Source organism: Nocardia sp. NPDC058244 (assembly GCF_042882065.1).
Classification (GTDB): domain Bacteria; phylum Actinomycetota; class Actinomycetes; order Mycobacteriales; family Mycobacteriaceae; genus Nocardia.
Genome location: NZ_JBHVWX010000003.1, coordinates 641,981 through 654,618, shown reverse-complemented (window position 1 = coordinate 654,618; position 12,638 = coordinate 641,981). Strand labels below are relative to the sequence as shown.

Here is a 12,638-nt window from a genome sequence, read left to right as displayed (position 1 = left end):
CGTGCGGTGACTACCGCAGGTCCCTGGTGAGCGTTTCGATGCCACCCTCGGCATCGAGCCAGGTGAGGAATCCGGCCAGCCCGGTGTCGCGATCGATGACCGGCGTGTAGCCGAGATCGCGGCGGGCGGCGCCGGTGTCGTAGGTGGCGCTGCGGGTCATCAGCGCGACGGCGTACCGCGACAGCGGCGGCGACCAGCGGGTGGCCACGGCCGGGATGCGCCACACAGCCTCGACGGCCGCCACGACGGCGGTGAGCACGCGACGGTTCGGCCTGCGCGAGGGCGGCGCGTACCCGAGCCGGGTCGCGACCGCGCCGAGAAACGCCCACACATCGGTCTTCTCGGCATCGGCCACGAAATACGCCCGGCCGCCGACGGATTCCGCCGTGAGCGCGAGCACGCACGCGCGCACGATGTTGTCCACGTGGCACAGCGACGCCTCGACCGTGCGGCCGTAGGACAGATCGGGCAGCGACCCGGTCGCGGTCCGGCCGAGCAGCCGCACGATCGGACCCGAACGGTCACCCGCGCCCCAGATCGCCCGCGGCCGCAGCGCGACGGTGGTGAAGCTGTCGGTGTTCGCGGCGAGCACGGACCGTTCGGCGGCGGCCTTGGTCTCGGAGTAGAAGTTCAGGTAGCGGTGCGGGTAGGGCAGTGCTTCGTCGACGTCGAGCTGGTCGCCGCCGTCGCGGTCCATCAGCGCGCTCGGACTGGACACGAAGACGAACCGGGCCGCGCCACCGCGCCGCGCCGCGTCGAGCAGCGTCTCGGTGGCGGTCACGTTCTCCGCCCAGAAGCGGGCCCTGGTGCCGCGTTCGTCGACCCGGGCCGCGCTGTGCACCACGACGTCGATGCCGGCGGTCGCGCGGGCCAGCGAGGCCGGGTCGGCGAGGTCGCCGTACACGACCGTGACCCGCTCGCGGGCCGGGCCGAGATCGTCGAGCACGCTGGTGGGTCGCACCAGGATCGACACGTCGTGGGCGCCCTCGGCGACCAGCGCGCGCACGAGCGCGCCACCGAGGAACCCGGACGCGCCGGTGACCAGGACCTTCATCGTCGTGACTCCTGTTTCTTCGCCGCCCACCTGGCCAGTTCCTCACGACCGATCTTGGCGTTGTGCCGGATGTCGACCGGGAACCCGGGATGGACGAGGAACTCCGTGACGGGCGCCGTGATCTCGAATTCCACGGCGCGGGTACGCAATCGGGTCAGGGCGGCGGCCGGGTCGGCACCGGGTTCGAGCTCGACGCACAGCACCGGCCGCTGGATACCGCGCGCGCCGAGGCCGACGAGTGCGGTCCGCGCGACCCCGGGCACCACATTGAAGACCTGCTCGACCTGCACGGTGAACATCGGCCCGCGCGCGGTCTCGACCCGCTGACTCTTGCGCCCGCAGAACCAGATCCGGTCCTGTTCGTCGATCCAGCCCAGGTCGCCGGTGCGGTGCCAGGTGCGGTCGCCGTCGGCGATCTTGCCCGCCGCGTTGGCCGCCGCGGGCCAGTAGTAGCGGGTGCTGACATTCGGGCCGGTGACGACGATCTCGCCCACCGCGCGCGGCCCGGCCGGGTGAACCGCCTCGTTCCAGTCGGTCACCGGATCGTCGGTGATGGCGAGCAAGCGCACCTCGACCCGATCGGCGGCGCGGCCGATGCAGGTGCCGTCCCCCTGGTGGGCGCGCTCGACCAGTCCGTCGAGCAGCTCCCTGGACTCGATGGTCGACATCGGCAGCGCCTCGGTCGAGCCGTAGCCCGCGTAGATCTCGGCGTCGGGACTCAGGACTTCGCGCAGCCCCGCGACACACCAATCCGGCACCGGCGCACCGCCGGAGAACACGCTCGACAGCGTGCTCAGCTCGGCCGGGTGCGCGCGCAGGTGCTCGAGCAGCGGAATGAGCAGGGCGGGGGAGGCGAACATGGTGCGCACGTCGAAGCGGTCGATCGCGTCCACCACGTGCGCCGGATCGGTCGACCCGACCTTGCTCGGAATCAGCGGCGGCAGCACGCAGCGCGCGCCGAGCAGCAGATCGAGCACGCCCACCAGCGGCAGGGTGATCAGCGAGGTCCCCGGCGGTGTCCCGCCGCGAGCGGCGTGCACCTGCTCCACCATCGCGGCCAGATTGCCGTGGGTCAGCTCCACCGCCTTGGCCGGACCCGTACTGCCGGTGGTGAATCCGATGATCAGCACGTCCTCGGGTGCGGCGGCCACCCGCTCGGGCAGCGGGCCCGACGGTGTCCGGCCCCAGACCCGCAAGGTGGGTCCGCCCCAGAACCAGCGGCGTCCCACCGTCAGCGTGGTGCGCACGCGACGGAAGCTGCGCGGGAACAGCACCCGCAGCGCGTGCGCCGGGGGAATCCCGATGAACGCCTCCGCCTCGACCGCGCGCAGGCAGTGCACCATCCGGCGCACACCCATGCCCGGGTCGATCACCACCGGCACCGCGCCGATCTTCAACAGCGCGAACAGGATCGCGTACAGCTCCGCGCTCGGCAGCACCAGCACGATGGTCCTGGTCCCGCTGCTCACCCCCGAACCGAGGAGCTGCTCGGCGATCGCGTCCGACCACAGATCCAGCTCCTGATAGGTGATCCGCCGGTAGTCGGGCAGACCGGCGGCGGTCTGCCCGTCGGGGTAGATCACCGCGGCCCGATCGGGTTCGGCCTGCGCGAAACGCCGGAAGTCGTCGATGGTCCGCCAGTAGGTCGCCGTGGTCACGCGGTGGTCTCCGCGGGTAGTCGGTACAGGGTGGCGGCCGCCGACGGGCCCGCGCCCGCCGCGACGAACAGCACGTGGGTGCGGCCGGTCAGCGAGCGCTCGGCGACCGCGCGGTCGTAGGCCAGCGGCAGCGCGGCGGTGTGCGGGTCGCCGTCGGCCAGGTCGGGCGTGCGCACCGCGTCCTGGTCGATGCCGAGGGCGTCGGCGAGCCGCTTCGGGAAGTGCGGCGTCGGCGTCGAGGCGATCAAGACCAGGCCGGCCGGGTCGATCTCGGCGGCGGAGAGGGCGGCGCGCGCCGCGTCGTCGGCGACGGCCAGGATCCGGTCCTCGAAATCGGCGTCGCGCTCGATGGTCATCAGGCTGCGGCCGATCGCGCCCATGGTCGCGGTGTCGACATAGGCGACCTCGGCGGGACTGCCCGTCGACCGCGCGGAGTGCACCGGCCCGAACCCCTCCGGGCCGTCGACCTGCTCGAGCAGCAGCGCGGCACCGGCGGTGGCATAGGGGAATTCGGCGTCGGCCGTGCCGCGGGTGAGCGAGGGGTGGGTGTCGCCCGCGACGACGAGCACGTGCTCGGTGCTGCCGGTGGCGAGCACCGACCCGGCGACCCGGACGGCGTCGAGCACCCCGACGGCGCCGTTCATCAGGTCGAAGGAGAACGTCCGCGGATCGTCCCTGGTGTAGTCGAGGCCGATGCCCGCCGCCTTCTGGATCAGCGCGGAGACCGCCGGTTCGACCGTGTTCGAGTCACGGAAGATCCCGGTGTTGATCAGCACGCCCACCTGCTCGGGCCGGACATCGGCTCGCTGCAGGCATTGCCGCGCGGCGCGGCCGCTGTGCTCGACGATGCTGTGGGTGTCGGCGGCCCTGCTGGCGCCGGTGGCTCGGATACGCACGCCCATGACGAACCTCAGACCTTCAGCGAAGAGATGGTGGTGGACAGGAAGCCGGCGACGACGCCGGAGGCGGCCGGAACCATGAGGAGCTTGGACCCGGTCTCGATGCGCTGCTCCGACAGCTGGTCGTGCAGCACGATGAAATGCGAGGTGGTCGAGGTGTTTCCGTACTTCTCGATCACGTTCAGGTCCGGCGGCATCGGGGTGCCGAACTCGCGGGCGGCGACGCCGTTGATGTACGGCACGGCCGCCGCGCCGAACTGGTGGTGAATGATGTAGTCGAACTGCTCGTCGGCGAAGGTACGGCCCCGCTGCTCGAGGAAGGTGCCCTGCGCGTCCGGCCACAGCATGAACCTGGCCTCGTTGTGCATCTTGCGGTTGTCGGTGTAGAGCGCGACACCCGCCGACTTGTCGCTGGGCATGCCCAGGCACAGGTGCGAATGCTCGGCGGCGGTGAACAATTCGACGTAGTGGATCATGTCCGCCTCGTCGACGGCCTGGTCGAGCACGACCGCGCACCCCGAGTCGCCCACCGACAGCGAGGCGAACTGCAGGTCGTACTTCTCGGAGATCTCGTTCACGGCGGTGTCGGCGATCGGGGTGATCGACTCACCGCTGACGACCATGCCGTTGCGCACCACACCCGCCCGGATCATCCGGTCGAGAATGTAGGTGCCGGTGAGCATTCCGGCGCAGGCGTTGGACACGTCGAAGGTGATCGCCGCGTCGGCGCCGAGCGCCTGGGCGATCGTCGAGGCGAACGAGGGCTCCATGTACATGCGGGTGCCCTGATTGCTGCGGGTGATCGAACAGGAGATGATCACGTCCAGTTCGCTCGCGGCGTAGCGCGACCTGGTCAGGCAGTCCTGCGCGGCGTGCACCGCCAGCGCGAACGAGTCCTGCATGGCGTCGGGCGCGGTGTCGCGCACGCGCCGTTCCTTGATCCCGGTGATCCGCTCCAGATCGAACGAGGGCGGTACTTTCAAACGGGAAATCAATTCGGCGGTGGAGACGATATTCGACGGAAGATATGCGCCGATCGACTCGAAACGTGAATGCAACACGTGAACTCCTCCAACGTCTGTAAGTGCGCCTGGGATCATTTCCGACCATCGGTGGGACGGAACCCTACCGGAGAAAAAGCATTCGCCCGGAAGCGATCTGAACGGTTGCGGACGGGCGCACGACCATCGATACACCTATGTGTGACCGAAAGTCTTGGCTATGTGGCTATCGCTGGAGAAGTGATGGTGAGCAGCGGTGATGCAATCGTTTACGGCGTATGGGCAGAGGGTGGCTATCGCCTCGATGCGCGGTCGCGGGCGGGTCGGGTGCCGAGTCGGCGAGGGTTCGGAGTGAGGGACCTCACGAATGAACTCCGGACGGAATGTATCGCCGGGGCCACACCTTTTGTCGCCGGGGCAAAATGCCCGCCGGTAAGTTTGTCGCGAGAGGATAACTCGCCGCGCCGACAAACTCTGTGGCCCAGCACACCATCGACGGCGTAGCCTCGTCGGCACCGTACGGGCGCGACCCGGTGGCAGCTGTCCTGACCATCGGCCGCGCGATCAGGAAGGGGCTGCCGCGTGACCCGGTCGCTGCCACAGGTCATCGTTCTACTCACCGGGATCCAGGCCGCGGGGAAGTCGACCATCGCGCAGATGCTGGCCGAGCGGCTACCCCGCTCGGTGCATGTGCGCGGGGATGTCTTCCGGCGCATGGTGATCAACGGGCGCGAGGAGATGGCGCCGGAACCGTCCGAGGAAGCCGTGCGGCAGTTGCGCCTGCGGCACCGGCTGACGGCGGCAACCTGCGACGAGTACTTCCGGGAGGGCTTCACGGTGCTGGCCCAGGACGTCGTCCTCGGCGAGCACCTGACGGAGATGATCGAGCTGATCCGGCATCGGCCGCTGCTGGTCGTGGTGCTCGCGCCCCGGCCGGACGCCATCGCGGCCAGGGAAGCGGCCCGGGGCAAGGACGCGTATCACCGGTGGACCATCGACCTGCTCGACGACGGTCTGCGCAACCACACGCCCCGGCTCGGGCTCTGGCTCGACACCTCCGAGCAGACGCCGGAGCAGACCGTCGAGGAGATTTTGGCCAGGGCGTGGACCGAGGCCGCGGTCGGCTGATCAGTGGGCGGCGGAGCGCAACCCCGCCATCCGTGCCAGCCGCCGATGCGAATCCAGCCGTGCCGTCCGATCGAAAGTGCTCGTGTGGACGAGGATTTCCTCGGCGCCGGTCTGGGTAATCAGATCTCCCAGCGAGTCGGCGACTTCCGCTTCGGAACCGTGGATCTGGTCGTCGAGTGCCCGCTCGAAGAGCTCACGCTGCCGGGCGGTCATCGTCGTGGCATCGATCTCCTCGGGGGAGAGCAGCGCCGGGAATTCGCCCCGGGTGCGTGAATACGCGCTCGACCACGCCTCGGGGAGCAGGAGCCGGTGTGCCAGCGCGGTCGTGTCGGCGATCATCACGGTCGCCGACACGATCACATACGGCTGCTCGGCTCGTGCCGACGGCCGGAACTCGGCGCGGTAGCGCTCGATCGCCCGCACCATCGCCGCCCGGCCGCCGACCTGCGCGATGACCAGCGGCAGCCCGAACCTGGCCGCCCGCTCGGCGCCCGAACCGGTCGCCAGCAGAAAGGTCGGCAGGTGCGCGCCCTCGGCCGCTCCGGCGTGCACGCCGAAGCGGCCCGCGGCGAAATAGTCGAGCAGTTCGCCCAGGTCGGCGTCGAAATCCTCGGCATCGGCCCGATCGTGGGCGAGCGCCCGGCGCACACCGTCGGTGAAGCCCACCGAGCGCCCCAGACCCATATCGATCCGCCCGGGGAACAGCGATGCCAGCACACCGAACTGCTCGGCGACAACCAGGGGCTGATGATTGGGCAGCATGACACCGCCGGTCCCGACCCGGATCCGAGCGGTGGCCGCCGCGACCGCCGCGGCCAGCACCGTCGGTGCGGTGCCTGCGACACCGGGCACGCTGTGATGTTCGGCGACCCAGAATCGGTGATATCCCCACCGCTCGGCCAGCTGGGCGAACTCGACGGTGTCGCGCAGCGCGTCGGCGTGAGACTGGCCACGCCGGACACGCGAGCGATCCAGGATCGAGAGGCGAGTCGCCTCGGGTATCGGGGTCATATCCCTGTCAACGCCGCGTGTCGCGGGAGATTCCACGGCGGGTCGCGGCTTCGCAAGATTCGATCGGCACCAACCCTGGACCAACCTTGCCCACCCATAGTGTCTGGCGACCCCGACAACCGAGATCTTCCGAGGAGTGCACCATGCCTTACCAAGCCGGGTCCGGACGCCGTGAGCGGCCTCCGCACGTTCATGCCGCGAACCACCGTCATCGAGCCATCGACACGACCGAGGACGCCCGTCACGTGCTGCAACTGCTGACCGCCATGCACGGACCCGTCGTCCTGTACCTCCCGCCCGACTCCGACGGTCACACCCCGATCTGTGTGCGCCGCACCGACTTCCACGCCGACGACGGCGACGTCCTGGCGGGCCAGACCGCCTGGCACACGGAATTCTGGCTGGCCGAACGCTTTCACGTCGGGCTGGAGGACCTCGACGTCGGCATCGATGTCCGCACCGCGCCCGCCGCCGATCGCCGGAGCGCCTCGCTGGAATCCTCCTGCGGCTTCCGCTTCACCCTGCGCATCGAGAGCGCACAGGCGACGACGGGCCTCGTCGAGGAGGCCTCCTAGCACTCCGACGGCCGACGGGGGGTTGTCGGTGGGTGTGGTTACCCTGCCGGGATGGTCGGACTGGACCCGGCGTTGCGCCGGTTGACGCGGGATGTGGGAAAGCTGCTGCAGCCATACGGTTTTCGTGGATCGGAAGCCAGATGGACGCAGGTGGCGGCGGGTGGGGTGGCGTCGGTCGGCCGCGGCCGGGTCCAGCGGAGCTGGACCGACGGTCAGCAGGAGGTCCGATTCGGGCTGGAGGTGAGCGCGACGCCGACGGCGTGGTGGGAGTTCGGCGACTGGTGCAGGCAGCGGCTGGGCGGTCCGCCCACGACGCTCGCGGACGCGACCGGGCCCGGACTCGTCGAACTGCGGGGGATACCCGCCGAATACACCGAACCGTGGTCGCTGCGCGTCGATCCCACCGTCGACGGACAGCAGGTACGGCAGTCCGACATCGAGGCGCTGCGGGCGGAACTGCCGCGCCGGGTCCACGTCTACGCGCGCCGGGCGCTGCGCCTGCTGGAACCGGACCGCTATCTGGACGAATTGCTCGCCGACCCCGACCCGGGGTCGCGCACCTGGGAAGCGGTCGTGGTGTTGCTGGCCGAGCGCGGCCCGGGGGACCGGCTCGACGAGGCGCTGGCGCGGTACGAGATGTGTCTCCGGGCCGAGGACGCCCAGGTGGGGCCCGTGAATGCCCTTGCCTACGTGCGTGATCGCGTCGCCACTGCCTGAACGTCGCTGTCGCCGAGTCCCTGCGACCGGTCGGGCGTACCGGTAGCATCGCTAACCGAATCGGAAGGTTCAGTCCAGCAGTATGTTTCGATGCGATCGCCTGCATTGGGGTCCGGGAAACACCGGTGATCGAGAGGTTCATGGTGGAATCGGTAACGAGTCGGTTGGTAATCGATACAACAGGGGAAGACATCCAGGGGGAGAGCGCGCGCATCCGGGAGCAGGGCCCGGCGGTGCTGGTCGAGCTGCCCGGCGGGGTGCCGGCGTGGTCGGTCACCGATCAGGCGCTGCTGGAGAAGCTGCTGACCGATTCGCGGGTCTCCAAGGACGCTTCGCAGCATTGGCCGTCGTTCGTCGCGGGCGAGATCCCGCCCGACTGGCCGCTGTTCCTGTGGGTCGCGGTGTCGAACATGTTCACCGCCTACGGCGCCGACCACCGCAGGCTGCGCAGGTTGGTGGCGCCCGCGTTCACCGCACGCCGCACCGAGGCCATGCGCGAACAGGTCGAGCGGATCACCACCGACCTGCTCGACGCGCTGGCCGAGACCCCGCCGGGCGAGGCCGTCGACCTGCGGGAGCACTTCGCCTATCCGCTGCCGATCCAAGTGATCTCGGAGCTGATGGGCGTGCCCGAATCGCTGAACCCGGGCCTGCGGACGTGTGTCGACGGCATCTTCGACACCACGCTCACCCCGGAGCAGTCCCAGGCCAACTACCTGGAGATGTACCGGATCCTCGGTGAGCTGGTGGCCTTCCGCCGCGAGCACCCCGGCGACGACATCACCAGCCTGCTCATCTCGCAGCGCGACGAGGACGAAGGCGGCGCGCTCACCGAGGAAGAACTGATCGGCACCCTGCTGCTGGTCATCTCGGCCGGTCACGAGACCACCGTCAACCTCCTCGATCAGGCGATCATCGCGCTGCTCACCCGGCCCGCGGTGCTCGCCGAGGTCACGGCGGGCACGATCACCTGGGCCGACGTCGTCGAGGAGACGCTGCGCTACGAGTCGCCGGTGGCGCACCTGCCGTTGCGGTTCGCGGTGTCCGACATCGACATCGACGGCGTCCACATCGCCCAGGGTGAGGCGATCCTGGCGAGTTACGCGGGCGCGGGACGTGACCCCAAGCGGCACGGCGAGACCGCCGACGAATTCGATCCGACCCGGGCCGACAAGTCCCACATGGCGTTCGGCTACGGCGTGCACCACTGCCTCGGCGCGCCGCTGGCCCGGCTCGAGGCACTGGTCTCGCTGCCCGCGCTGTTCGAGCGGTTCCCCGCGATGAGTCTGGCCGCGCCGGTCGGCGAGCTGGGTACCGTGCCCAGCTTCATCTCCAACGGGCACAAGCACCTGCCGGTGCGTGTGCACGGCGAGTAGCCGGCGGTGGTCCCTGCTCGGACGCCCGAGCAGGGACCACGCTCATCGCGACGGCGTCGCGAGCGGCGGCGTCTTCGGGAAGCGCACCGGCAGGGCGGCCAGCGCGCGGTGGAACGGCCCGGGACGCCAGACCAATTCGGCCTCGGGCACCGCTAGTTCCAGCTCGGGCAGCGCGTCGAGCAGCTGATCGATCGCCTCCTGCGCGATCAGGTAGGCGGGGGACTTGGCCGGGCAGCCGTGCGGGCCCGTGCTCCACGCCAGATGTGCCCGGTTGTCCAGGAAGTCACCGCTGCCGATCGAGGGATCGTTGTTGCACGCGGCCATGCTGATCACCACCGGCTGGTGGGCGGGCAGCCACACGTCGTCGACCAGGATGGGCTGGCGCGGGTAGGTGGTGCAGAAGTTGGCCATCGGCGGATCGGTGTAGAGCACCTCGTCGAGCGCGTCGCGGGTGGACAGGCTGCCACCGAGCAGGCTGCCCGCGAAGCGGTGATCGGTGAGCATCAGCCGGATCGTGTTGAGGACCAGGTTGAGCATCGGCTCGATCCCGGCGCCGTACATGGTCAGCAGCTGGTTCATCAGCTCTTCGTCGTTGAGCTGCTGCGGGTGCTGCACGAGCCGGGTGGTGATGTCGTCGCCGGGGGTGGCCTGTTTGAGCCGCACCAGGTCGTAGAGCGCGTCCTCGAGCATCTGCGCGCCGCGGACCGCGGTGTCGCCGCCCTCGAACATCTGGGCCATCCCGGTCGCGACCCGTCCGCCGATCTCCTCGGGGACGCCGAGCATGGCGTTGATCGTCGCGAAGACGACCGGGAACGCGTACTGGCTCAGCAGATCCGCCGTGCCGTCGGCGCAGAAGCCGTCGATCACCGGCATCGCGATCTGTTCCACGGTCCGGTGCAGCCGATACAGGTCGACGCCCGCCAGCCCGGCCACGGTCACCTGCCGGTACCGGACGTGTTCGGCGCCGCTGGTGCGAATCGCGTTGGGGCGGTAGCGCATCATCGGATACACCGGGCAGTCGACGGGGATCTCGCGCTGCCACATGCGCGGATCCGCCGGGAAATGGTCGGGGTCGTTGAGGATCTGAACGGCCGTGCGATAGCCGATCACCAGGGTGGCCGGCACACCGGGCACGAGATCCACCGGCACCAGCGAGCCGTACCGGTGCCGCATGGCGCGATAGGCGCTCTGCGGGTCGGCCGCGAATTCCGGCGAGTACAGCGGGACGCGATCCTGGCCGTCGCGCGAGTCCGGTGACACCGGGCAGCGGGTCGGGGCGAGGTCGAGCGGAAGATCGAGCGGCACCGCGGGTTCTCCTCTCGGTGGTACCAGGAAGGGCGTCGGGTCGGCCGTCACGCGGGCGACCGATCGCCGCGCCGCGGTGCCGTCCCCAGCTCGCGCCCGACCCGGGCCGCTAGCTCGTTCATCCGGTGCGCGACCAGGGCTAGGTCGACGTCGCTGCTCGTCGCGACCCCGAGCAGGGTGCCCGCGCCACCGGCGGTGATCAGCACCATGCCCTCCTCGTACTCGGTCATGTTCTGGCGCACCGGATTTCCTGGCTTGCCGCAGAACTCGCCGAGTGCCTTGCCCAGGGACCGCAGGCCGGAGGCGGCGGCCGCGAAACGCTCGGCCTCGTCGCGGGTGACACCGGCGGAGTGGGCGATGCGCAGCCCGTCGTCGGACAGCAGCACCGCGAAGCGCACACCGTCGAGCTCGAGGTCGTCGAGTAACCAGGCGAGCCGGTTGGTGCTGTCTGCGAGGGGAGTGCTCATCGGATGTCCTGCCCTTCCGTCGATTGCGCGGCCGCGGCGCGGCCGTGTCGGGAACCGCTGTGCCAGGCGGCGGCGAGTTCCGGCCTGCCCGGTGTGTCGGCGGTGTTCGCGCGGTCGTCGAGCGGGGCGACGTCTCGACGCCTGCGTTTGGGGAGCCCGCCGCTGGTCCGGCTGTCGGCGAGATCGTCCGGCGCCGGCGCGGCGGGCAGCGCCGCGGCGGGCCGGTGCTTACCGGTCGTCTCGGTCGCGGCGGCGAGCGCGGGCTGTTCGCGCAGCACGGGTTCCGGGTCGATCGGGCGTGGCTCGGCGACGACGAGCAGCGCCGCCGGGATGAAGACCATCGCCCGCGTCCCGCCGTAGATGTTGGGCCCGTCGACATAGGCGGCGAAGCCGTAGCGCCGAGCCAGCGCGGCGACACCGGGGAACCCGACGCGGGGCGACGGGCCGAGCGAGTTGATGTCGACCGCGCGCTCCCCGGAGAGCACCTGGCGCGCCTCCTCCATCTGCTCCTGGCTCATCCGCACGCCCGCGTCGTCGATGATCAGGGTGACGCCGTGATGCCCCTCCTGGAAGGAGATGTCGACGAACGAGGACGGCGGCGAGTAGCGCAGCGCGTTGTCGAGCAGCGTGGCCACGGTGTGGACCAGCGGTTCGACGGCCCGGCTCACGATCACCTGATCGCAGTTGCCCGACCGGATCCGCAGGTAGTCCCGCACCCGGCTGGTCGCGCCGCCGATCACCTCGTCGACGGTCTGCTGCGGCCAGCGCCTGCCGGGCAGGCCGCCGGAGACGATGACATAGGACTGCGCCTGCCGGATCATCTGCTGCACGGTGTGGTCGATCCGGCTCAGGATCGCGTAGACCTCGTCGTTGCGGTTCTCCCGCAGTGCGTTGCTGACCACCTGGCCGACATCGGCGCCGAGGCTGACGACGGTGGTCCCGAACGAACGGACCGCGCTGTTGGTGGCCGCGCGCGCGTCGCCGGCGACCTGTGCGCGAGTCGCCGCCTCGGCCGCCTCGACCCGCGCGATGGCCCGTTCCTCGGCGGCCGCTTCGACGGCGGCGGTGGTGTCGTGGCGGACCTGGCTCAGGTCGGCGGCATGACCGACCGCGATCCTGGCCACCTTCTGCGCGAACGGCGAATCCTGGAGCAGGGCGGGAACTTCCGCGGTGACGATCGGTTCGGTGTGCTGGCGGATCGCGTCGGTGATGCGCGGCAGGGTGAGCTCGGCCAGCCGCGTCATCGCCTCCTCGTGGGCGTAGAGCTCACGTTCGGCCGCGTCGAGGCGATGGCGGACGCGGCGTTCGTTGCGCAGCGCCAGGACCGCGACGGTCACCGCGCCCAGGAGCACCAGAGTGGCAAGAGAGAACAGGAGCACCGCGATTGTCGGAGTCATCGGTTCCTTCGTCGTCACCGACCGAAGAGCCCACGTGGCCGGCACCCCGC

12 protein-coding genes are annotated in these 12,638 nt (G+C 70.1%); 4 read left to right on the top strand and 8 right to left on the bottom strand.

Annotated features, from left to right (window positions below; all coding sequences use genetic code 11):
• Nucleotides 1-10: 10 nt before the first annotated feature.
• The 4 genes from ACFVW6_RS12730 to ACFVW6_RS12715 are packed head-to-tail and all read right to left on the bottom strand — an operon-like array spanning nucleotide 11 to nucleotide 4,672.
• Nucleotides 11-1,054, bottom strand: a complete 1,044-nt coding sequence (locus ACFVW6_RS12730) for an NAD-dependent epimerase/dehydratase family protein (RefSeq protein ID WP_378831996.1) — start codon at nucleotides 1,052-1,054, stop codon at nucleotides 11-13.
• Nucleotides 1,051-2,712 (bottom strand): fatty acid CoA ligase family protein, encoded by a 1,662-nt coding sequence (locus ACFVW6_RS12725; RefSeq protein ID WP_378831993.1) that lies wholly within the window; start codon nucleotides 2,710-2,712, stop codon nucleotides 1,051-1,053. Before ACFVW6_RS12725 ends, ACFVW6_RS12730 begins: the two co-directional genes overlap by 4 nt.
• The gene (locus ACFVW6_RS12720) at nucleotides 2,709-3,614 is read right to left on the bottom strand and encodes a hypothetical protein (RefSeq protein WP_378831991.1); all 906 of its coding nucleotides are present in this window, start codon (nucleotides 3,612-3,614) and stop codon (nucleotides 2,709-2,711) included. The genes ACFVW6_RS12725 and ACFVW6_RS12720 overlap by 4 nt, the downstream gene beginning before the upstream one ends.
• Before the next feature lie 8 nt (nucleotides 3,615-3,622).
• On the bottom strand, nucleotides 3,623-4,672 hold the full coding sequence (locus ACFVW6_RS12715; protein WP_355281107.1) for a 3-oxoacyl-[acyl-carrier-protein] synthase III C-terminal domain-containing protein: 1,050 nt from the start codon (nucleotides 4,670-4,672) through the stop codon (nucleotides 3,623-3,625).
• Nucleotides 4,673-5,194: 522 nt separating this feature from the next.
• Between ACFVW6_RS12715 and ACFVW6_RS12710 the strand changes: the two genes are divergently transcribed.
• Nucleotides 5,195-5,740 carry an AAA family ATPase gene (locus ACFVW6_RS12710; RefSeq protein ID WP_378831987.1) on the top strand — a complete coding sequence of 182 codons (546 nt, stop codon included), beginning with the start codon at nucleotides 5,195-5,197 and terminating at the stop codon, nucleotides 5,738-5,740.
• On the opposite strand, the gene ACFVW6_RS12705 is transcribed toward ACFVW6_RS12710, so the two are convergent.
• Nucleotides 5,741-6,751 (bottom strand): LLM class flavin-dependent oxidoreductase, encoded by a 1,011-nt coding sequence (locus tag ACFVW6_RS12705; protein WP_378831985.1) that lies wholly within the window; start codon nucleotides 6,749-6,751, stop codon nucleotides 5,741-5,743.
• 245 nt (nucleotides 6,752-6,996) lie between these two features.
• Between ACFVW6_RS12705 and ACFVW6_RS12700 the strand changes: the two genes are divergently transcribed.
• From ACFVW6_RS12700 to ACFVW6_RS12690, 3 genes are all read left to right on the top strand, one after another.
• Nucleotides 6,997-7,326: a DUF779 domain-containing protein gene (locus ACFVW6_RS12700; RefSeq protein WP_378831983.1), complete on the top strand. Its 330-nt coding sequence runs from the start codon at nucleotides 6,997-6,999 to the stop codon at nucleotides 7,324-7,326.
• Nucleotides 7,327-7,377: 51 nt separating this feature from the next.
• A complete protein-coding gene (locus ACFVW6_RS12695; RefSeq protein WP_378831980.1) occupies nucleotides 7,378-8,043 on the top strand; it encodes a hypothetical protein in 666 nt (221 codons plus the stop codon).
• A 140-nt stretch (nucleotides 8,044-8,183) separates the two neighbouring features.
• Complete coding sequence (locus tag ACFVW6_RS12690; RefSeq protein WP_378831978.1) at nucleotides 8,184-9,419, top strand: cytochrome P450; 1,236 nt, start codon at nucleotides 8,184-8,186, stop codon at nucleotides 9,417-9,419.
• Between the two features lie 42 nt (nucleotides 9,420-9,461).
• On the opposite strand, the gene ACFVW6_RS12685 is transcribed toward ACFVW6_RS12690, so the two are convergent.
• From ACFVW6_RS12685 to ACFVW6_RS12675, 3 genes are read right to left on the bottom strand one after another with little or no spacing between them, the layout of a single operon-like run.
• Nucleotides 9,462-10,724 (bottom strand): cytochrome P450, encoded by a 1,263-nt coding sequence (locus tag ACFVW6_RS12685; RefSeq protein ID WP_378831976.1) that lies wholly within the window; start codon nucleotides 10,722-10,724, stop codon nucleotides 9,462-9,464.
• Nucleotides 10,725-10,771: 47 nt separating this feature from the next.
• Nucleotides 10,772-11,191: a roadblock/LC7 domain-containing protein gene (locus ACFVW6_RS12680; protein ID WP_355281117.1), complete on the bottom strand. Its 420-nt coding sequence runs from the start codon at nucleotides 11,189-11,191 to the stop codon at nucleotides 10,772-10,774.
• A complete protein-coding gene (locus ACFVW6_RS12675) occupies nucleotides 11,188-12,588 on the bottom strand; it encodes an ATP-binding protein (RefSeq protein WP_378831972.1) in 1,401 nt (466 codons plus the stop codon). Before ACFVW6_RS12675 ends, ACFVW6_RS12680 begins: the two co-directional genes overlap by 4 nt.
• Between the last annotated feature and the right edge of the window lie 50 nt (nucleotides 12,589-12,638).